The 21,044-nt window shown below is 53.6% G+C and carries 19 protein-coding genes and 1 pseudogene; 6 read left to right on the top strand and 14 right to left on the bottom strand.

What is annotated here, in order from left to right:
* Nucleotides 1–152: 152 nt before the first annotated feature.
* A complete protein-coding gene (locus tag ACYZTR_RS16430) occupies nt 153–701 on the top strand; it encodes a cupin domain-containing protein (protein ID WP_007895886.1) in 549 nt (182 codons plus the stop codon).
* Nucleotides 702–1,160: 459 nt separating this feature from the next.
* On the opposite strand, the gene ACYZTR_RS16425 is transcribed toward ACYZTR_RS16430, so the two are convergent.
* The 4 genes from ACYZTR_RS16425 to ACYZTR_RS16410 all read right to left on the bottom strand — a co-directional run bounded on the left by ACYZTR_RS16425 (nt 1,161) and on the right by ACYZTR_RS16410 (nt 5,713).
* Nucleotides 1,161–2,453, bottom strand: coding sequence for a hypothetical protein (locus ACYZTR_RS16425; RefSeq protein WP_461972515.1), 1,293 nt, complete (start codon nt 2,451–2,453; stop codon nt 1,161–1,163).
* Nucleotides 2,453–3,472, bottom strand: a complete 1,020-nt coding sequence (locus tag ACYZTR_RS16420) for a nucleoid-associated protein (RefSeq protein ID WP_461972513.1) — start codon at nt 3,470–3,472, stop codon at nt 2,453–2,455. The genes ACYZTR_RS16425 and ACYZTR_RS16420 overlap by 1 nt, the downstream gene beginning before the upstream one ends.
* 845 nt (nt 3,473–4,317) lie before the next feature.
* Nucleotides 4,318–4,692 carry a DUF4238 domain-containing protein gene (locus ACYZTR_RS16415; protein ID WP_461972511.1) on the bottom strand — a complete coding sequence of 125 codons (375 nt, stop codon included), beginning with the start codon at nt 4,690–4,692 and terminating at the stop codon, nt 4,318–4,320.
* Between the two features lie 250 nt (nt 4,693–4,942).
* Nucleotides 4,943–5,713 (bottom strand): hypothetical protein, encoded by a 771-nt coding sequence (locus ACYZTR_RS16410; RefSeq protein ID WP_461972509.1) that lies wholly within the window; start codon nt 5,711–5,713, stop codon nt 4,943–4,945.
* Between the two features lie 231 nt (nt 5,714–5,944).
* On the opposite strand from ACYZTR_RS16410, the gene ACYZTR_RS16405 reads away from it, so the two are divergent.
* Complete coding sequence (locus ACYZTR_RS16405) at nt 5,945–6,262, top strand: DUF6966 domain-containing protein (protein WP_461972507.1); 318 nt, start codon at nt 5,945–5,947, stop codon at nt 6,260–6,262.
* Between the two features lie 72 nt (nt 6,263–6,334).
* A complete protein-coding gene (locus tag ACYZTR_RS16400; protein ID WP_461972505.1) occupies nt 6,335–6,622 on the top strand; it encodes a hypothetical protein in 288 nt (95 codons plus the stop codon).
* Between the two features lie 248 nt (nt 6,623–6,870).
* Here ACYZTR_RS16400 and ACYZTR_RS16395 read toward each other — a convergent pair whose 3' ends face one another.
* The 3 genes and pseudogenes from ACYZTR_RS16395 to ACYZTR_RS16385 all read right to left on the bottom strand — a co-directional run.
* Nucleotides 6,871–8,307: an IS1182 family transposase gene (locus tag ACYZTR_RS16395; RefSeq protein ID WP_461972503.1), complete on the bottom strand. Its 1,437-nt coding sequence runs from the start codon at nt 8,305–8,307 to the stop codon at nt 6,871–6,873.
* A 191-nt stretch (nt 8,308–8,498) separates the two neighbouring features.
* A complete protein-coding gene (locus ACYZTR_RS16390) occupies nt 8,499–11,495 on the bottom strand; it encodes a reverse transcriptase domain-containing protein (protein WP_461972501.1) in 2,997 nt (998 codons plus the stop codon).
* Nucleotides 11,496–11,865: 370 nt separating this feature from the next.
* Nucleotides 11,866–12,263, bottom strand: a pseudogene (locus ACYZTR_RS16385) (tyrosine-type recombinase/integrase); the annotation flags it as partial.
* Nucleotides 12,264–12,456: 193 nt separating this feature from the next.
* Here ACYZTR_RS16385 and ACYZTR_RS16380 point away from each other — a divergent pair.
* From ACYZTR_RS16380 to ACYZTR_RS16370, 3 genes are read left to right on the top strand one after another with little or no spacing between them, the layout of a single operon-like run.
* The gene (locus ACYZTR_RS16380; protein ID WP_461972499.1) at nt 12,457–13,002 is read left to right on the top strand and encodes a PAAR domain-containing protein; all 546 of its coding nucleotides are present in this window, start codon (nt 12,457–12,459) and stop codon (nt 13,000–13,002) included.
* Between the two features lie 10 nt (nt 13,003–13,012).
* Entirely contained in the window at nt 13,013–13,795 is a 783-nt protein-coding gene (locus tag ACYZTR_RS16375) for a hypothetical protein (protein ID WP_461972497.1), read from the top strand.
* Nucleotides 13,780–14,136, top strand: coding sequence for a DUF7079 family protein (locus tag ACYZTR_RS16370; RefSeq protein ID WP_223433039.1), 357 nt, complete (start codon nt 13,780–13,782; stop codon nt 14,134–14,136). Before ACYZTR_RS16375 ends, ACYZTR_RS16370 begins: the two co-directional genes overlap by 16 nt.
* 92 nt (nt 14,137–14,228) lie before the next feature.
* Here the strand turns inward: ACYZTR_RS16370 and ACYZTR_RS16365 are convergent, their stop codons facing one another.
* The 7 genes from ACYZTR_RS16365 to ACYZTR_RS16335 form a co-directional block, all read right to left on the bottom strand.
* Entirely contained in the window at nt 14,229–14,522 is a 294-nt protein-coding gene (locus tag ACYZTR_RS16365) for a fructose-bisphosphate aldolase (protein WP_461972495.1), read from the bottom strand.
* 562 nt (nt 14,523–15,084) lie between these two features.
* Entirely contained in the window at nt 15,085–15,303 is a 219-nt protein-coding gene (locus tag ACYZTR_RS16360; RefSeq protein ID WP_461972493.1) for a PLD nuclease N-terminal domain-containing protein, read from the bottom strand.
* Between the two features lie 184 nt (nt 15,304–15,487).
* Complete coding sequence (locus ACYZTR_RS16355) at nt 15,488–16,903, bottom strand: purine-cytosine permease family protein (RefSeq protein WP_461972491.1); 1,416 nt, start codon at nt 16,901–16,903, stop codon at nt 15,488–15,490.
* 288 nt (nt 16,904–17,191) lie between these two features.
* Nucleotides 17,192–18,343 (bottom strand): acetylornithine deacetylase, encoded by a 1,152-nt coding sequence (argE, locus tag ACYZTR_RS16350; RefSeq protein WP_461972489.1) that lies wholly within the window; start codon nt 18,341–18,343, stop codon nt 17,192–17,194.
* The gene (locus tag ACYZTR_RS16345; protein ID WP_461972487.1) at nt 18,340–19,017 is read right to left on the bottom strand and encodes a DUF1028 domain-containing protein; all 678 of its coding nucleotides are present in this window, start codon (nt 19,015–19,017) and stop codon (nt 18,340–18,342) included. The genes argE and ACYZTR_RS16345 overlap by 4 nt, the downstream gene beginning before the upstream one ends.
* A 167-nt stretch (nt 19,018–19,184) precedes the next feature.
* Entirely contained in the window at nt 19,185–19,601 is a 417-nt protein-coding gene (locus tag ACYZTR_RS16340; RefSeq protein ID WP_008027166.1) for a RidA family protein, read from the bottom strand.
* Nucleotides 19,602–19,620: 19 nt separating this feature from the next.
* Nucleotides 19,621–20,931 (bottom strand): flavin-containing monooxygenase, encoded by a 1,311-nt coding sequence (locus ACYZTR_RS16335; RefSeq protein ID WP_461972485.1) that lies wholly within the window; start codon nt 20,929–20,931, stop codon nt 19,621–19,623.
* Between the last annotated feature and the right edge of the window lie 113 nt (nt 20,932–21,044).

The raw sequence follows: 21,044 nt of genomic DNA, 5'->3' as shown, positions 1-21,044 counted from the left end.
ACCCACCCATCGAACCTGCTGAGCAACACCACCAAACGTGATTTAATACCCGCCTTTCAAATTTCCGGGACAGGGAAGCGGTGTTTTTCGCGGCCAAAAGTCGCCCGCCATCCACCCCCATAACCCTTAAGTATTCTTCGCATAAGGCTGTCATGGACACGGGCTCACGACTCAAATTAGTACGCGAAAGCTACAAACTGTCCCAGCGCGAGCTGGCCCGGCGTAGCGGCGTCACCAATGCCACCATCTCCCTGATCGAACAGAATCGCGTCAGTCCCTCCGTCAGCTCCCTCAAAAAACTGCTTGAAGGCATTCCTATGTCTTTGGCGGACTTCTTCACCTTCGACCAGCCACCCCGCGAGCACCAATACGTGTTCCGCGCCAATGAACAGCCGGATCTCGGCCGTCATGGATTGCGTTTGTTGTTGATTGGCGCTTCGGTGCCGAGCCGGCAGATGCGGCTGTTGCGCGAGCAATACGCGCCTGGTGCGAGTTCGGGGGAGGAGCCGATTGTGCATTCGGAAGGGGAGGAGTGTGGGTTGGTTACGCGGGGTACGGTTGAGCTGACCGTTGATGGGCAGATTAGTGTGCTGAATGCTGGGGATGGGTATTACTTTCCGACGACCCTGCCGCATCGGTTTCGGAATATTGGGGCGGATGAGGCGGAAATCATCAGTGCTAACACCCCGGCTAACTTCTGATATCAAAACGGACGCCAACCTGTGGTAGCTGCCGAAGGCTGCGTCTGCGGCCAACACTAATGCCCAATGGAAACTGCGGCAGAGGGGTTTTCAAAGTAAATGGACTTCACTTCTAACTACGCCACGCATCCGGTATCTCGAACGGCTGCCAAGTGTCGACTATTACTTGTCATGACAGGCAGTAATCGGCCAAAAGCTGCCGGTCGTGCTTGAAAATAGGTTCGTAAACCCTATGAAAATAACTGGTCAGGTCAAAAAAACGAGCCGACAAGGAGTGCGGCTTAGTAAATGGGACAGCAAATTATGGTGGGCTAAGTAGCCTGGCGGGATGTGAAGCCTGCGGCAAGCTACGTCTAAGCCCCGACGCCGCTCTCCGGATCACATAAGCTTAAAGATTGAGTTCTGCGACAGCACAGGGCGGTAGTTGCCGCCTGCGGATGGTCATGGCTCCGAACAAGCCTACCAAGTCCTACCGGAAAAAAATATGTCCAGCAATTTGCCACCTCTCGTTACGGCGCAAGTCCACAACTCTGAGGCCCATTCGAGCAGCAGCGTCAGCAGCAACATAGCTTCCGGCGTCTTGACCACAAACACGTAGCCTGTGACGGCCGTCAGTACAAAGGAAAGTAGAGTGAGCGACCACGCCATTTTCAAGTTTAGATTGCAGTCGGATTTCAAACTCTCGAAAATCGTCGCTACTTCAGTGAATAGCTTTGGCAACTCCTGACGGAAGCGCTTTTCCTTCTGCACGATCTCATACCTGATCGCATTGATGGCAATCATCTGGCTTTTGATGAGCCAAACAATGATCGTCAGGAAAAAAAGGGACGACATCATGACCGTACAATTAATGGTGAGATGACTGTCGTCTGTCGAGTCTTTTAGTTGCGTTGTGGCTAGTATCGTGGATACAGGTATTGCCAGCAGTTTGCCTTGAATACCTATAAGCAATCCATTGAGCTTGACGCTGAATTCTCGCTTCTGCTCATTGAGCTTGTCGAGATCGTTGTTGAAAGAAAAATTGGAGATGAACAGCTCATAGTTCTGCTGCGCATTTTCAAGGATTTCATCGCAGTGGCTTAACAAGTGCGCCAACCGGTTGGGTTCTTCGCAGGACTTCAAGCTGGAAATTAGTGCGTTACGAATGAGCCGTTTCTTTTCGGTTCCGTGCAGCGAGTCGGATAGCATTTCCTCCAGTTTTTTTAGGCCATTGGCGACGCTGCCGGCGGTACGCCGCACCATAGGTGCACTGACTCCATAGGTCAGATAGATTTTCTGGTCGTAGGTCATCAGCGTAAAGCGACTTCCTGTCACTTCCAATATGGCATTGCGCTCAAGCTCTTTGATGAAACTGGAAGCCCGGATCACCGCAGGAGGGCTGTTCGTCAGTTCGTCGTCCCAGGTTTTATAGCCCGAGTCGAGCAGTGCGAAATGCTCAGGCAGGCAGTGCAGGTTGAAGACGGCGAGCAGATCGTCCTCGTCTTTAGCTAGACAATACTGAGACCCGCGAGGAGGAGTGATAGCGATATCGACGTTCTGCTCGGCGGCGGCGCCAAATGTGATCAGTCGCCCATTCAGACGCACCTCAACCTCGACTGTGTCGCTCTCGTTCAGCCTGTCCAAAATTGAGCGCTGCGGCGCTTGCAGGCGCAACGTCGCTGTGAGTCGATGATCGGACCATTGCAACGGACACATGCGGTTCAACCGCAGAATATCCTCTATTTCGTCGATGGGCGTAATGGAAGCCATCATCAGGCTTTCGGAATGTTTGGCTTGATGCTCTCAGGGACCTTGGTGATGACTAGGTGCCCCTCAGCATTCAGGTAGATGGTCTTGTTTTCCAAGGCCGCCTGCTCGAACGACAGCGTATATTCCTTATTAGGTCCCGAGACTCTGTATTTGAGAAGTGACTTCAGGTGTTTGGCTACCGGCTCGAATTCTGCGGGGATCTCTATTTTGCTCTGAGTGACATAAGTGATGAAATTATCAGGGTCGCTCGGTTCCAGTTGGTTAGCCACTTCACGCAGGGTAATGCTCTCTCCCTTGGCAATTTTCCCGTCCGCCCACTCTTGAATGGCACGGCGGCTGTTCAACGCCTCGTCCTCGCTCTTGAACTCCTCACAATAGTTTTTTATCAAGGTCACGAGTTGTTGGGTGTGTTTGGATGGGTCCAAATAGGCTTCTTCATCAATCCCAAGGAGGGATTTGAAATAGCCAACCACCGTGTCCTTCCGATTCTTACCCTTCAAGAACGAAACATGGGGCGCCTCTAGATCCTTATCAGCCTCCTGCCAACGGCGTATGTCAATATTCGCCGCAAAGTGCAGCTTGTCGATATCGAGAGTGTCGATTTCCTCAAGGTTGAGGTTCTCATCGATACCGATTCCCTTGGCATTCTTTATAAGAACAATCATGAGATTAGGCTCTCCATCCATCAGATAGTCGATGATGGTTAAGAATCCGCCGGTAGCCAGTGGAGCTTTCTCTAGTTCGATTTTAAGCTGAGCAAGGGTATCCCTAGAGAACTGATAAAACCCTAGCTCCTTAGCGAAATAGCGCTTGGTTTTGGTGTCGAACCAGCTGTCGGCCAGGATGCGGGCGTACGCCATGTTGCCCTCGCCTTGGTAACTCGTCAGGATCGTGCTCACAAGGGTGTCAGCCTTGGGTTCTGGAAGATCAATCTGTCGTTCGCGAGGGAGCAATACAACGCTTTTGTCACGCTGGTTGGTCACTATCTTGTGAAACACAAACCCTTGCAGCTGAAATTCCATGACAGTCCTTATCGTAAGCAGCGGGCATCCCCCGGAGTGGCGGGGATTCTAGCTCATACTGGCATGAGGCCACATTCCTTCATGCTTCGATTTCTGTGGTCAACACCTGATATCGGTCATCTCGGCACGGCAAAAACTGTATAAATAAACAGTATTTCATTTTCGCTCTGCTGGCAAGCCGGGGTAGTTCGCGATGGTGATATGAGGTCCGAATAGCCTCATTTTCTGCGCCAGATTAGGGAGAATAGCCAAAATGGCGCGGTCGGATCGAGGCCCCCAGAAAACACACAGGTGCGGTTGAGGGGTAACGGCCACAACTATCCTACCGTTCTCCTCGATCCCGGGGTCCGCGAGCCGCAACCGTCTGGATTCGGCCAAAAGCAGACCCTCAAGGCCATTCATTTTCAATCTTAGAACTGAATATGCCTTGATTACGTCGAATTCGGCACCAGTGACGATTCCAAACGCAAGTGCACGCCACGAAACGCAGCACCAGAACAAAACATCCAAAGGACTTCATAGAACAGAAAATAGCATCGTCTTCTAGTTCCCGTGGCGATCTTTGCGGCGCTCGCTTTATAGAAAGGCCTACATCAGCGCGCAAAATTAGATTATACATAACTAAACTTTCTTCTTTCCAGAGCGCAGTTAGTTATTTAATAGGGCCGCTTCGTCGCGATTGCTGATCAGATGTTTCCTGCCAAAGCGTGAATGCAAGTCTCTGAAATAACCGATGAGCGCCTCGTCAATCCACATCCATGAAATTGGCAAACCATTCAGACCATTTGAACTCAATTGCCTAGAATGGTAAGGAGTCTTGAGCCTTTGCTTATTATCTCTATGGATCAGGGTGCAATGAAACGTCGGCGATATGGGGAACAATGCAATGATTTGTGTCTCATGCAAAAGGTTATATACAGGCTGCGGAAGAACATCGGCTGTACTAGTAAAAAACTCGGAAACAGGATGATCACTGCGATTGCCTTAAGAACAGGAGCTGCCTTATTTTCAATTTCTCCTAGAATATCTTCAATTTCGTTGGTTGGCTTGTTTTTGTCGTCTTCGTAAAAGTACTCATTTGAAAGAATACTCTTTGTTCCCGTCTTGCCGTTTATATTGTTGGCTAGGTCATGCAACCAGATTTTCCCGCTCGCATCGGCCCACAGCTTCATGTAGTGTTGCGGAACGTAGTGTTGGTTGATGGTAATCTGTTTCTTCATGAATCGATCCAAGTCCTGATTTGAGGGGCATCACACTAAGCCGCAGCAAAGCTTCAATAGAGCCATATCACTTTAACATTGCCAAGAGTTAACCCGCGAAATGTTAATGTTATCAACCTTTTTTACTGCCCGCTCCTGCCTGTGGATTTAATCGGTCGTTCGCGACCGACGGCCAACGGCCAATACCAGCCACTTAACCTTCGTAGCCGCCGCTATCAGTGCTCAAAGGCATCGTATGACAACACGATTTTCATCGAGAGACTGCATTCGCTTTCATAAGATCAAGGAATGCATATTCTATCGTCCAATGTGCCTGAGGCCCACTAACTCCTGTGGTTTTAAGCCATGACTTTTTGTCCTCCTCGTCTAGCTCAAAGCCTTCGGGCAAGTATTGGGCCAACACCTCACCGTCACGTGTAATATGGTAGGCGTAGCATCTCTGATCACCGACCTGCGCAAATCTAACCTCTTGAACAACCCTCCCGCTTCTGGAATGATAAAATATGTTAAGCGCTCTGGATTCCGAAAAATGAGGAGTATCGAGTAGGTTAGTACCTGTCACTGAAAATTCATCAATAGTGAAGGAGTGTTCCGCAGTAACACCCTGCCTCAAGGAATCAATGTCAACAATGCGAACTTGCAGGTTGAATAATGGGAACTCTCCACAATGCCTTAAAACAAAACTTGCACCTTTATGTTCATATTTCCCATTCGGCATTAGGTAACAGAAGCTGTCGCCTCCATTTATATGGCCGACCATTGTCCTCACATTACGCTCCAGGCTATACGTGAGCTTTTCCAGACGGTGTTCGACATTAGTAAAGCTACTCTCTACACCCACCTGCTTTCGAACCCTAAAAACTTGTCCCACGATCCAACTTATCAAGAAGAAGGTAGGTCCAAAAATAGATACTATTTTTTTAATATCTGCACCGCCGCCCCACGTAGAATAAGCGGTCCACGCCAAAGAGATTAAAAATGGTATCCAGAACTCCCTCAGTAACTGACGAAATATTTTCACATTTCCCTCAATACAGTTATAAAATCCGAAATATACAGACTCGGGTCATGACCCACCAGCGCAAAGACTCTCTAGCCTCATTACCCACACGCAGCCAATGCCGTCTTCGGCCAAAAGCGGCCTGTGGACACCCTAATGGCGAAACAGTAGCTTATGTAGCTAGCGGGCGAGAAATACTCAACAGCGGATCATCCCGCCCATGCCGCGTTTCACTTTGGACGATGTCGAGAAATGGGACCGAAAACTGAAGAGCTGATCTGCATTCTTGATCAGCTTGCAATCGTGCTTGAAAGCGATGGAGACACCCACTGGAGCTTTTGGATGCGTAAGGCAAGGGCACTATTGCTGGATTCTGATTACTATGGGATTGAGTATCTACTGTCAGCCTATGGCGGAATGGGCTCATTAAATGATCTCATTCTTGGTCAAAGCTATGTCGATGGCGTCCTTTCTTGGAATCCAGGTCATGTCGAGCTAAACGAAAAATTCATTGAATTGCGCAACAACGCCGAACAGCTCGCCAACGCAATAAAACGGTCTCAAACTTGATCAGGCACCTAAACAACGCCCCCGCAACCACGTTTGTGCATTCCCTTCGCGCCAAACCTTAGACGGCAATAGATGAACCCAACTCTCGACACGGCAGCTAATGGACATCTGACACTCAATTTCAACGAGTTGTCAGACGCCTGTTGGCTATCGCTAGCTGAAAACCTGATCAAACTCCGAGGGTTCAAACGATTGGGTTCACCTGTCATAGGCATTGATGAAAAAATTCACCAGAATTTCCAATGTGCTGAGTTCAGCCTCGCAGCCGGCTGGGACAATTGGTCTGGGCATTATTTCCTATCAGACTCAGTGGCGGGCGATGTTTTTGTGCAAAAGCTATTCGACCAGCTCAGCTCCTGACAGGCGACTCAAGTCATTCGCTCCGCTTACTGGGAATGCGTGCCTGGGCGTTCGGGAATGGCTGCAATGGGTCCAGGCTGTGTGAAAACGCGCTAGAAACCTCGAAAACTGAGAGTCGCGAGGGTTGCCTAAGGAATCAGCGGGCGAAAGCACGAATTAGCTTAGTCAGTGACATAGACGTTCGTAATGCCGTTTGGGCCGCGTCAGCGGCCCAAACGGCTTCTAACTGGCGAGCCAAGCGGCTGGGTTCACGCCCTGATCGCCTCAAGCAGTCCTGCGATGCCGAAGATGCTCATCATTCGTTTGAGGTTGTAGGCGAGCACATGAAGGCTCATCTCAGTGCTCACCCTCGGCAGGGTTTTGGTCAGGAAGTGGGTACTTCCCATCCAGTACTTGAGCGTTCCAAAAGGATGTTCAACGGTCTGTCGACGAACCCTCATCATCGCTGGATCATGTTCTAGCCGAACCTGCATCGCGTCGACTACAGCCTCATGTTCCCAGCGCTTCACACGGCGCTCCTTACCCGTCGTACATTGCTTTTGCATTGAGCAGGACTGGCAGCCCGAGAAGTAGTAACAATGCAATAACATGCCGTCTTCCATCGACGAATGCCGCCTGGTTAGTAACTGCCCCGCTGGGCATCGATACTCGTCCGACGCAATAAGATAGATGAAATCCTGTTTGCCGAATCTGCCTTCGGCTTTGCTGCCAGATGTGAGGGGTTTCGGTACGAAGGTAGTGATGCCGGCTTGCTCGCAAGCAAGGATTTCCAGACCTTTGTAATAGCCTCGGTCGGCAACCACCGTTAGCGATTCAGCCTCGATTTCTTCACGCGCTTGGTTCGCCATATTGCTCAGTTGCCCACGATCATTACCAACGTTGGTCACCTCATGGGCAACGATCAGATGGTGTTTGTCGTCGACAGCTGTTTGTACGTTGTAGCCAACCGTTCCGGTGCCTCGGCCGCTCGTAGCCATTGAGCGTGCATCTGGGTCTGTGAGGGAGATCTGCTGGTCTGGACTTTCGTGGAGCTGCGCCTCGATGTCCTTGAGTTTCTGCATCTGCTTTTTCAGTGTTTCTATCTTTTCTTTAAGCCGCTCTGCTTTGGCCTCGGCGACTTCGGGTGTTGCCCGATCCGCCGAATCCATCGCCGCCAGATATCGATCAATACTCTGCTCGATCTGCTGCATGCGTGCCTTCACTTTGCCCTGAGTGAAGTTGCGGTCGCGATTATTGACGGCTTTGAATTTGCTGCCGTCGATGGCGATGATCGACTGGGAGAAGAGATTGAGGTTGCGGCAAAGAACTACGAACTGGCGGCATACGCTGCGAATGGCTTTGCCGTTGTCCTTGCGAAAGTCGGCAATGGTTTTGAAGTCCGGAGCCAAACGCCCCGTTAGCCACATCAACTCGACGTTGCGCTCGGCCTCACGCTCAAGTCGGCGGCTGGATTGAATCCGATTGAGATAGCCGTAGATATAGATCTTCAGCAACACCGCTGGGTGATAGGCCGGACGACCAGTTGCGGCAGGATCGACGCCCTCAAAACCAAGTGCGCCCAGGTCGAGTTCATCGACGAAAACATCGACCACGCGCACTGGATTTTCTTCGGCTACGTAATCGTCCAGACACTCCGGCAGAAACGTCACTTGCGTCCGTGCCTCACCTTCGATGAATCGCTTCATGATCGCCCCCGATACGATCTCGACGATCAGAAGATTAGACAATTGCAGGTGTTTTCACACAGCCTGGGTCGTTATCTGCCTTTCGCGAGGGGCAGAAAACGGCCAATAGCGGTCAGTCGACTGATCAGGTGGAGACGGCCCAGAAGCGGACACCCGCCCATGGCCTCGCCGAGCTAACTATAGACTTGGACTTATCCCTGGCCCCCTTTGGGTATTATTTTTCGCTTGGGGGCCATATCTTCATTGAATCCATCAGGGACAGGTTTGAAATCCTTAGACGGTGAGCGATAGCTGGACTGAAACTGACGAAGAGCTTGCACATCGATCTCGCCAGTTATGCAGTAATCATGATTTCCGCCCTTTACCCGCAGTATGTCGCGCTTCCAGCGCTCCTTGTAAGGCGCGCGTATGCGGCTATCACCGTACTGGCGGTTGTTGCACTGTATTACGTAGGCGTGGATATCTATAGCTGCTGATTCCACTAAGGCGTTGAATGTATCCGTATCGCTATTCCACTCTGGCACGAATAGAGCATCAATCTGACCGCGCATGGCTGCTCGGTAGTGAATGTTGGTTAGTTCGCTGCAGTTAAGTAAGCCGAAGCGAAAGTCTCCGTGCTGAATCAGTGGTGGCGATTTCCATTTTACTGCGGGTTTCATCCTGACTCCTGCGAGCCTGAATAACTCCTGCTCTTCATGGAATGCCGGGAATTGCTTGTCCTGTCTATAAAGCATAAGAGAGGGGAAGCCTAGGCCGTCATGAGTGAGTGAAGCCCAGATCTGATTGTGTACACGCTTGCCGCTGTGGAGATACTCTACCCCGGTAATTAGCGAGATTCTGCGACCTTTGAGTTTTTCTGCTATGCGCATGAACCACTGGGGTGGAAGGGCCAGCTCTGGAAGTATCAAGTAACTGCTGCCATCAGGTCTTGATATTAGCTCGTTGATTAGCCTGTTGAGGCGCTGATAACGACGACGGCTGTCTGGGTCGGGTTTGCCCATTGCTGCGGCTACAAAACTCTGGTCGAGGGTTTCCCAACTGGCTACTGCTATAGTCTGTTTAGCGGTAGGAGCACCATTGGGAATACAAAGTGCCTTCGAGTCTGCATCGCAATAGGGCATTTGGTGATCTTTCAGTTCAAATCCGCGCAAAGCCCAGATGACTTTACCAAGTCGAGAGATTTTTTGCTCTGCAAAAGGGTTGGGCGCTATTAGATACAGCTCACTAAGACTGAAAGGACGAGTGGCGAAAACCATCCCGGCAGGGGTGCCATGATCCAAATTGAGCCAATCAGCTAAAATACCTATACCTCCAAGCACTTTTTTACCTAACAGCCCAGCGGATTTCATTGTCTTGAGATCGTTGAGCTGCGGAATGCCTCGCGGACTGAGCATCTCTTTAGGTAGGCCAGCGAAGCGTAATGGAGTGTGTGCCAAGTCGTGACTGAACAGGAAAGTATAGGTTTTCTGAACATCCCCTAAATCCTCTAGCATTCCAAACAGATAAGAGCCGATGAAGTCCAAGCTGGTCTCGAGTTTTTCCAAGAGTTTATTCCAGCTTGCTGCGCCTTTTTTGCTCATGGAGTTTGGAAAGGCAGAAACGATGTTTTCATAAAGCGTAGTTGCCATAGAAAGGCGCCAACGCTCTAAGCATTTATCTACCGATACCGCTTCTTTGTGCGCCTTTATCTCTATCTGACAATCTTTTTCGACAGTTAATAGCAAAGCATCAAGGGCTTTGATAAGTCTACTTAGTTGATTGAAGTCTTCGCATGTGGTTGCCATACGAACTATGCGTGGTAAGTATTGGGCTAAATCGAAGAATTTCACCGGTTTCAAAAGATGATCGATTACGGCATCGAAAAATGTATGACGATGTTCCTGCCAGGCTTGGGGGAGGAGATCTCGTTCATAGGCCTCGTAGTCGCGCAAATTGAGAGCGAAGCCTGCTCGATGCATGGTCAAAGCGTCGGCTTTGCGCAAGTTATCGGCCTGCTCTCCTGCGTGGTTGGTAGCCTTGAGCAGGTCAGTAGCAACGGTATTGGGTGCGGTTGGTAAGTTTGGCAGAGCGCGCCACTCACTTGCACGCTGGTTGATCTGTTCGGAGATGGCATTTACCAATGCGATGCCCGGGTCGCCAGAAAGGACAAATAATTTGTTCTTACTGTTCTCAAAGGCGATACGGCTGTCAGTGAGATAATCCGGTTTGAAAATAATACTACCGCCCTTACTCTCAAGCAGATCCTTACCGCCATCGCGGCTGAATACCCATTTCCAGAATTGCTCAGTGGTTTTGATATCGCTGGTATTCTCCATCACCAGCATGATGTCATCAACGTAACGGCCGTAATAGAGCGGCACAACTTGTTGCTCAATGAATTGGTCAAGCCGGAGTAATGCGGAATTGGCTACGACGGCGGACGCAGGAAGTCCAACCGGTAAACCTTTGCCTAAGGGCGTCCTCTTCGCCCACATTTTCAAGGCTCCAATGAAAATGCGGTGAAGCTTCGCCTGAGCTTCACTAAGTTGGATTTCTGCCAAGCGAAGAAATTTTTCATCCAGCATGAAGCCGGGATTGAGTTCATGGTAGAAACTGGTCACGTCAGCCGTGAGCGCTAGTACTTTCTTTTTGTCGGCCAGAGCTGAACGCATAGCCTTGATTCCGCCGTCGCGCCAGTCACGAAACGGCTTGAGGTAGGGCTTGAATGAACCCAGTGACAGCTTGTTGATTTGATGTCGGCGATTTCGGCGCAGGCGACTACCGTAAATATTGTCGCCAAGCACCTTATCAAAGTGATTGCCGACTTCCATCATCCACAACGTGGACATTGTATGGAAGTCCATGCTGCACTGGGCCATAAGGCGGAATTCGGCTGTAGGTTGTTTACCGCCCTCAGTCAGGCTAAGCCACTCATCTTCAGGGGAAGCAAAGATAAGTGCTGAGCCTTCTTTTTTTTCGACGGGATCAAACTTGATGGCCTTTGGTGCCAGTGTCCATTCACCAAGAAAGCTGGCCTCGCTAATCCAGCGCTCATCCTCGCCGTTTAGCTTTTCTCTCAGCAGCTCAAGATTTTTTTCAAGGTCGTCTTCATACTCGGCCATTTCCAAGATCTGTGGCTGAGTCGAATAGTAGAGGTCAACTTTTGCCTTGCGCCAGGCGAGACCGAGGTTTTTCAGCGTAACGCTCATAGAATAACCTCCAGTGGCATGAGTTTTCTCTTGGATGCTGACTTGCATTCAACTGCTAACCAGAGCGGAACGCTGTCCCATAACATTTTGTTGTCAAGCTGTAGAATCGGAGGACTATTTTTCAACCCCGATAACTCATGCATATGAAGCATCTTTGATCCCTGTCATATCGACTATTTTTTTATGATGGAAAGACTAAAGTGCCATCATAAAATACGCAACGTATTCAGTATTTTCGCGACTCTCTAGCGGTAAGGCTTCAGCAATGGGTAGTCATTGGAAGCGTCCTCGACGACTAATGAGTGAATCTCGTCAGAGTCCGCGTTTGGCCTGTTAGCGACGGCCTGACTTCGACCGTCGCTATGCATGGTCAAACCTCAGTCTGTTCCGCCATCTCCAAGGCGTCGTCGACCTCAATCCCCAGATATTGAACGGTGCTCTCCAGCTTCGTATGGCCGAGTAGCAGTTGAACAGCCCGCAGGTTCTTCGTCCTGCGATAGATCAGTGATGCTTTCGTACGTCTCATTGTATGAGTGCCATACATGGCTGGATCAAGGCCAACGGCTTTCACCCAGCCGTTGACGATACGAGCGTATGCCGAGTGGATAGATGGTCTGAGGTATGCAGCCGGCTAGGAAAAAGGCAGTCCTCGCTGCGTAGCTGGGCCTGATGTATCCAGGCCGCGACAGCAAACCGTGTTTGCTCAGTGATCTCGAACTGCACTGGCCGCTGCGTTTTCTGCTGCATCACCATGGCTCGTGATGGCCGATTGCTGCCCTTGACCTTTGCATTCAAATGCAGCTTTTTCTTCACTCCATAGTTAATTCTTGGTTCAAGCGCTGATCAGTTCATGCAGGCGCTGATCGCTGATCATTGCATGCGCCCATCACCACAGAGATTTCTAATGGGCGATCTGTTCTGGTAGGTTACGACGCTCACACGGATTTGACAGGAGGTCATAGTGGCTAAGCCAGCAGCGCGGAAGAGTGATCCATACAGCTGCCCGTTGCCAGGGCACGGTACTAATCCCATTGCGGTAGGCTCTCCCGACGTGTTTTTCGACGGACTTTCCGCAGCACGGCAAGGCGACACCTGCACGTGCGGCAGTGCGCTTTCATCAGGGCTGTCGTCGACTGTTTTCATCAACGGCAAGAATGCCGCAACCATCGACACTGGTGGCACCCACGGCGGCGTTGTAGTTGGCGGGTCGGGGACGGTGATAATTGGCAGTACCCATACAGCCTGCGAGTTTGTTCCTCCCTCGTTGTTGGCGGGTTACGCGAGCTGGATCGGCTTCAGAGTCCGTGCTGAAGAAAGCTATGAGGGCTTATCGTGCACCGCGCACTTTGAGGACGGCTCATCGCTCCCCGGCGTATTCGATAAGGACAACGCTGTTAGATTTTCGAACCCGTCGGGCACGACGTGCGTGATGCTCAAGTTTGAAGAGCAAGCATCCGCAGAGGCGCCCTCGCTCACTGAGAGCCTATTGAACCAAATTCTAGGATAAGGACCATCCTATGACAGAGCCGTACATTGTCACCGGCAGCTATGTCGTTCAGCGTGAGCACGCCTTGCAAGACTCGCCCCTCGATAGGGCGTTAGAGCTGATGGAGGGCACTGCCCTGAGGTTTTCTCTGGATGCCATCTCTGATGAAAAAGTCAGGGCAAGCTACACCAGGAACATCAATCGCATGTCTCAGCAAACTCGGGATGACGTGAAAGCTGGAAAGATTACTGCGCAAGAAGGTGTGAAGTTCAGTCATGAGATGCGAAACAAAATCATGATGGAACATCGCAAACTTACCTCTGCGCAGGGTTTGGCTATCGTCCAAAGGAAGAAAAAGGAAGGAAAGGGGCTCAAAACGCTCTTAGATATGTACGCTGAAAACCTATTCCAAAAGGGTTACGACAGCCTTTCAGAAGTAGAAAAAAATAAGGTCCACTACGCCATTCTGGAATCCTCGGGCCGTGATAATGCCAAATTCACGACCGGCACCAAAAAAATGCTGATCATGGGCAAGCTCGGCGTTCTGGTGACCGCCGCTCTGGCGACCTATCAAATATTGGATGCTGAAAACAAACCCAAAGAAGCGGTGCGCCAAGGCATCATTGTTGGTGCGGGTGCGTTGGGCGGTATCCTCGCGGGCATGGGCGTAAGCACGCTTTGCGGCCCTGCCATGCCCATTTGCGCAATTGCAGTTGTCTTGGCTGGGACAGTCGCCGGTGGTGTCGCAGGCGAAGCGGTGGCGAGCTCACTGGATGAAGAGCTGGAGGAATTCACACATTGGGACATCTTCTGACTGAACCACAACTGACAAAGGTCAGAGCCGCACTCTCCGAGCCATTCAACGATTTCCCAGTCGAATATGACTATGTAGCGAAGAAGGTCAGAGGCGTCGACCCTGACATTCTGTACGAAATCCTTTATTCAGAGGTCGCACCGGTGTGTTTCACCAATCTTGTAGCAGCTGTGCCTCCGGTATGGACGGGCTTTGATCCTGACATACTCAGAGTCTCGATAGAGGAAAGGCTGGCAGCAAGAGAACGAAATTGGTTTCGCAGGCAGTTCGATAAAGTGCTGGTTCGCTGGCTGAAATACAACTACGCCTACATATGGAAGGAAATCGCCAGCAGGCTTTGAACCTGAACGCACAATGGACTAGCGACTCGCTGAACATATGATCAAGTAATAAAAACCCGCATCAATGCGGGTTTTTTTTGGCTGAAATTCGATCACTGGCCTTTGGAGGTATCAAACCCACGTTGCTCAATCACCCGAAACACATCGCTCACATCCTGGACCATGATCCGGGCGATGTTGGTGACGGTGTTGATGTCGTTTTCGGCGTAGTCGGGGAGGCTGGTGCAGGCCATGAGGTTGAGGTATTTGAGGACGGCGCTGAGGCGTTCGCTGACGCAGTTGTGGAGTTCGCGGAGTGGGGCGTCGCTGTCGATGAGCAGGACGGGGTATTCGGTGGCGAATTGGGACATGGGGGTGAAGCGGCGAGGCGGATTGTTCGTTGTCATAAGGATGAGCTCTTCAAAGGATTATGAAGCCACCTTTCTGCTGCGAAACAATTGGGTGGCAGCTATGTGCGGGTTCGCAGACCGGAGAAGAGATCAAAGCCGGCAGACCCGAAGGTCTCCCACACACAGCCGCCATAACGTAATGGCGGCAAAGTTTGCCACAGTTGTTATTTAGCGGTGTGACCACTTCTGTTGGGCTACGAAACCCTGTCGCTAACTGCGGTCAGCGACGGGTCGAATATAGGCGGTCATTTTGGTGCTCACAACCGGGCTGTAGGACGGTTAGGAGTTTGTTGTGACAAGGCTGAATGCCACTGTTTTCGGGCTTGTCGCGGTGATTCGGGCCGTGTGGAGTGCCTTGGGAAATGGGGTGCAGGTTTTGGGGCCGCTTCGCGACCCAACGGGGATAAATCCCCTCGCCACAAAGGGTAAATTCCTACGAGATTTTCGGACGTCAGGTTTATGAAATTGAGTGGTCAGAAAAAACAAAGCCCCGAATCATCGGGGCTTTGTTTTTTGCGATTGCGCAGTTCCAAAAATCCTTACCGCACAGCACCCCCCGTCATTGTCTGGCTTGCGGTGAGTGGGGGATGGGATCGGTGTGTTTCGGTCCCGCCAGTGCCCACGCTATCAGCCCGAATAGCGGTACAAATACGATTACCACCATCCATACGAGTTTGTTGCTGGATTTGCCTTCGGCTTTTCGCACTTTGTTGATTGCCCATAACTCGATCACTACGAGAACTGCGGCGAGTACGATCCAGATGGTTTCGGTTTGCATTGGTTACCCTCCTGCTGGTCATTCAGTTAGGCGGGTGGGTGTGGGCGGGGTTCAATAAATTTCGGGGTTTGAGGGTGAGACGTAAGCGGGTTTGCTCGCGATGGTGGTCTGTCAGCCAAATCAATATTGACTGTCAGGGCCTCATCGCGGGCAAGCCCGCTCCCACAGGGGATTGGGGGGTTAGTTAGATCGAGTTGGCGAGTTTTCCGGTTGAGAGGCGGCGCTTGTAGGCGGTGTCGCGGTTGGCTAGCCAGTAGTAGAGCGGGGAGGTAATCAGCAGACCCACCAACCACGACAAATCAGCCCCATTGATGTGCTCCGAAATCGGCCCGACATACAGCGGCGTATTCATAAACGGAATCTGCACCACAATCCCGATCGCATACGCCAACAGCGCTTGCGGGTTGTACCGGCCATAGATCCCGCCATCGACTTTGAAGATCGAGCCGATGTCGTACTGACCTTTGTGAATGGCGTAGAAGTCGATCAGGTTGATCGCGGTCCACGGCACCAGCACGACGAGCAGCACCAGCACCATGTCGACGAAGTGGCCGATGAAGTTGGCGGAGGCGCCGACGGCGGCGAAGCAGCAGGCGGCGAGGACGATGATGGAGAGGACGGCGCGGCTTTTTGCGGTCGGGATCCAGCGGTAGGCGAAGGTTTGGACCAGGGTGATCAGCGACAGTACGGCGCCGTAGAGGTTGAGGGCGTTGTGGCTGATGACGCTGAGCAGGAACAGCACGAGCATCAGTGGGCCGATGGAGCCGGTGGCGAGTTTTACGGCGTCCATGGTGTCCATGCCGACGGGTGTGGCGAGGACGGCGACGGCGCCGAAGATGAACGAGAGGCTGGAGCCGAGCACGGTGCCCAGATACGTGGTCCAGAACGTTGCGGCCACGGGCACGTTGGCGGGCAGGTAGCGCGAGTAGTCGGAGACGTAGGGCGCGAAGGCGATTTGCCAGAGTGCGGCCAGGGAGACGGTGGCGAGCCAACCGGAGATGTTGAAGCTGCCGCGGGTGAGGAAGTCGGCGGTCTGCACGTGGGTGAAGATGTAGCCGAAGCCCAGCACGATGCCGGCGCCGAGCACCCAGGTGCCGATGCGGTTGAGCACGTGGATGAAGCGGTAGCCGATGATGCCGATGATGCCGGAACCGAGGGCGCCGATGACGATGCCGACTGGCACCGGCACGCTGTCGACCACGCCGTGTAGGGATTTGCCGGCGAGGACGATGTTGGAGGCGAAGAAGCCGATGTACATGATGCCGGCGATCAGCACCACCAGCAGTGCGCCGAGCGAGCCAAACTGGGCGCGGCTCTGGATCATTTGCGGGATGCCCATCTGCGGGCCTTGCGCCGAGTGCAGCGCCATCAGCACGCCGCCGACCAGGTGCCCAACGAGGATGGCGACGATGCCCCACACCAGGTTCAGGTGGAACATCTGCACGCCGAGGGCGCCGGTGACGATGGGCAACGGCGCGATATTGCCGCCGAACCAGAGGGTGAACAGGTCGCGGGTTTTTCCGTGACGATCTTCGGGGCGCACGTAGCCGATGGTGTGTTTTTCGATGAGCGGGGCGGAGGTTGTTGCTGCGGTAACCATGACGGACTCCAAGGCAAAAGTGAGTACGTGGACGTACTTCGGTGAGCGCTGCACGGGGGCGACGCTTTTCTTGTTGGAGTTGATGATGTGCGGTGGGTGGGGATAGATAAATTACAAAGATTGTTGGTATAGACGTTAAAAAATGTATGTCGGTTGGTCGCCGCAAAACCCTGTGGGAGCGGGCTTGCCCGCGATGGCGGTCTGTCTGTCAAATCAATATTGACTGTCAGGTCGTCATCGCGGGCAAGCCCGCTCCCACAGGGGATTTTGGGGTGTTCAAAATCTTTGCTATTCGCTGATTGATAGCAGCATTCGTTGCAGCATGGCGTCGCAGGCTGTGAGTTGCTCGAGGCTGACGAATTCGTCGGGTTTGTGGCCCTGATCCATGCTGCCGGGGCCGCAGACGACGGTGGGAATGCCTGCTGCGTTGAATAGACCGCCCTCGGTTCCGAAGGCCACGGTACCGAACTCCTGTGAGCACGAAAAAGCGGCGATCAATTCAGCGGCTTCGCTGTGTGCGTCGGTCGCCAATCCGGGATACGCCGACAGCTCACTGAAGCGGATATCGCTCTGTTCACTCACGGCGCGCATTCGGGGCAATACCTGCTGCTCGGCGTAGGTCTTCAGCTCTCGCGCAACCTCACTTGGATCATGCGAGGGCAGGGCGCGGATTTCAAAGTCGAAGCGGCAATCGGCGGGGACGATGTTCAAGGCCTTGCCGCCGGAAATCACGCCGGTTTGCACCGTGCTGAACGGCGGATCGAAACGCGCGTCGTGATGCTCGGGCGCTTTGAGTCGGTGGCCAATTCGTCCCAGTTCACCGATCAGTTCGGCGGCGTATTCAATCGCATTGACTCCGCGCGGGGCGTAGGCGGAATGGCACGCTTCACCGTGAACATCGCAACGCATCGCCAGTTTGCCCTTATGGCCGAGCACCGGTTTCAATTCAGTCGGCTCGCCAATGATGCAGAGCATCGGTTTGACCGGGCGCTGCTCCAACTCCGACAGCAACGAGCGCACGCCGAGGCAGCCGACTTCCTCATCGTAGGACAGCGCGATGTGCACCGGCAGCCGCAACGTGGCCTTCACCAGCGACGGGACCAGGGCCAGTACGCAGGCGATGTAGCCTTTCATGTCCGCGGTGCCGCGCCCGTACAACTTGCCGTCGCGCTCGGTGAGCTGGAACGGCGCCACCGTCCACGGCTGACCGTCGACGGGCACCACGTCGGTGTGCCCCGACAGCACAATGCCGGGCCGATCCGCCGGGCCAATGGTCGCGAACAGATTGGCCTTGCTGCGCTGCTCGTTATAGACCAGTTCGCAAGGCACATCGAAGCGTTCGAGGTAGTCGCGGACGAACTCGATGAGGTGCAGGTTTGATTCGCGGCTCGTGGTGTCGAACGCCACCAACGTTTTCAGCAAATCGAGGCTGTTGCTCATCGGTCGTCTCCGGCGACACCGTAGCCAGGGGATTTGTCGGGGGCCAGGGCTCGATCGATGTAGTCCTGAACCTGAGGGCGATAGGCTTCCCAGAGTTTCTCAAGCTGGCCGATTGGATCGTGATCCGCCCAATCGACCCGCAGGTTGATGATCGGCCAGGTCAGCTCGCCGACCACCACCACCGCCGCCGAATGCACGGGCCCGGCTTCGCCGCCCGCCGCGATGGCCGCTTTCATTGCAGCCAGCAAGCGGTCTGCCAGTTGGCCCTCGCCATGTTCGAACGCCTCGACCATGGCCTCGATCACAGACCGATCCGCCAGCATGTTGCCGGCGGCCACGCATTGCTCGCCTGACACGGCATTGTGGTTGCCGAGGGTTTGCGCGCCGCTGAAGTGGGCGGTCTGGCCGAGGTGGTCGATTGCGGTGATTTGACGGTATTGGCTGTAGCCGTTGCGGGTCAGGACTCTGTCCAGTGCTTCAGCAGGCGTGAGGCCTTGCTCCATGAGGGCAAGGGTTTCCGGGCCGAGCGACGGCAAGGTGATGTTTTGTGTGGAGACGGCACCAACACCCGGCAGCAGCCAGGGGCAGCGTGTGCCGACGGCGATGCTTGAGGAACTGATCGCAATGCCGAGCTGACCGGTTTCGGGGCAACGTGCTGCGATGGAGAAGGTCATGGGTTTTGCTCCTTGGTTTGCCTTTGCAAATGAGGTGTCTGGGCTGGCCCCATCGCGAGCAAGCTCGCTCCCACATTTGGATCTGTGTCACTCACAAATTTTGTGTTTGCTGAAGATCCACTGTGGGAGCGAGCTTGCTCGCGATGGCCGCGACTCGGTAAACCTGCTTACTCAGGAATCACCGCAATCACATCAATCTCCATCAACCACTGCGGCTGCCCCAACGCGGAAACCACCAACCCGGTGGAAATCGGAAACACCCCTTTAAGCCACTTGCCCACTTCCTGATACACCGGCTCGCGGTAACGCGGATCGATCAGGTAAGTGGTGGTTTTCACGATGTGGCTGAGATCGCTGCCGGCCTCTTCCAGCAACTGTTTGACGTTGCGCATGGCTTGCTCGGTTTGCGCACGCGGATCACCGAGGCCCACCAGGTTGCCTTCGAAATCAGTGCCGACCTGGCCGCGAACATAAACGGTGTTGCCGGCCCGGACGGCCTGGCACAGGTCGTTGTCCAGGCTCTGGTTCGGGTAGGTTTCTTTGGTGTTGAACATGCGAATACGGGTATGGGTTGGCGTGGACATTTGCAGCTCCTGAAAAGTCTTAAGCGCTGACAGTGGTTTTATGGGCGACCGGGGCGGATTCGGCCTCGCGTTGCGCCGCATCGTGGTAGTCGAGGTAGGAACGCTGGATGGCGATGTGATCAGCTACGTACTTGGCATCGTGCCAAACGCCCCAGATGAACGAAGAACCGCGACGCGACTGCCACGGCAGGCCGAGGAAATACACGCCAGGCTCACTCGACACGCCGCGCTGATGCTGCGGCTTGCCATTGGCGTCGAGGGCGTCAACCTTGAGCCAACTGTAATCCGTGGCAAAGCCGGTGGCCCAGACGATCGAAGTCACGCCGGCCTTGGCCAGGTCGAGTTCCAGAATAGGGTTAGTCACGCACTCCGGATCGGCGAAGGTGTGGCGCGCTTCAGGCTCTTCCGGCAGGTCCAGGCCATTGCGTTTGATGTAGGCATCGGCGGCATTGAGCAGCGCCAAATAATTCTCATCGCCGCGTGCCAGGTTGTCGGCAAGGTTTGGTTGGAAGGTGGCCACGGCGCCGTTGAACGATTGGGTCAGACCTACAAGTGTCATGCCGCGATGGGCGAGACCACGAAAGTCCACCGTGCGGCCGCCATGCGCACCGCTGACAGCGATGGTGACGTGTTCCCGGCCGGGTTTCATGGCGGCCTGATCCCATTCGCCAAGCACACCCAACCACCAGCAGAAATCACGGTTGCGATAAGCGCGGGGAGGGCGATCATGTGCACCGACCGAGAGGTAAACCTTCTTGCCGGCACGCTGCAATTCATCGGCGATCTGCACGCCCGACGAACCGGCGCCGACCACCAGAACAGCGCCTTCGGGCAGTTGCGCTGGATTGCGATAATCGGCCGAGTGGATCTGCAGGAATGGCTGATCTTTCGGCGCGATGGGCGGGATAACCGGCCGCTGGAAAGGTCCGGTGGCGGCCACCACACGGCTGGCCTCGATCACGCCTTCAGAGGTTTCGATGGTGAAGCCCGGCCGACCGACATTGCGCTCAACCTTCAGCACGTCCACGCCGGTGCGGACGGGGGCGTTGAATTTCTTGGCGTAGGCTTCGAAATAGTCGGCTACCCGCTCTTTCGGGGCAAAGCCGTCAGGGCTGAGGTCGTCGAACTCAAGACCGGGAAAACGATCGTGCCAGGCAGGCCCATTGGCTACCAGCGAATCCCAGCGCCCGGTGCGCCAGCGTTCGGCGATACGGTTGCGCTCCAGCACCAGGTGCGGCACCCCGAGTTTGCTCAAGTGTTCACTCATGGCCACGCCAGCCTGACCGGCGCCAACAATCAGCGTATCCGTTTTTATTTTTTCTGTGGTCATCTCTATACCCTTCGAAGTTGGATTTAGGTCGGTAACGGCCTGCCATTTCTTGGGGTCAAGACTAGGGATCACCCTGGTATCGGTAAAATATTATTAAGCTGGCATTTGAGTAT

Source organism: Pseudomonas sp. Hz4 (assembly GCF_054898165.1).
Note: the sequence above shows the minus strand (reverse complement) of the source record. Positions and strands in the feature narration are given on the sequence as shown.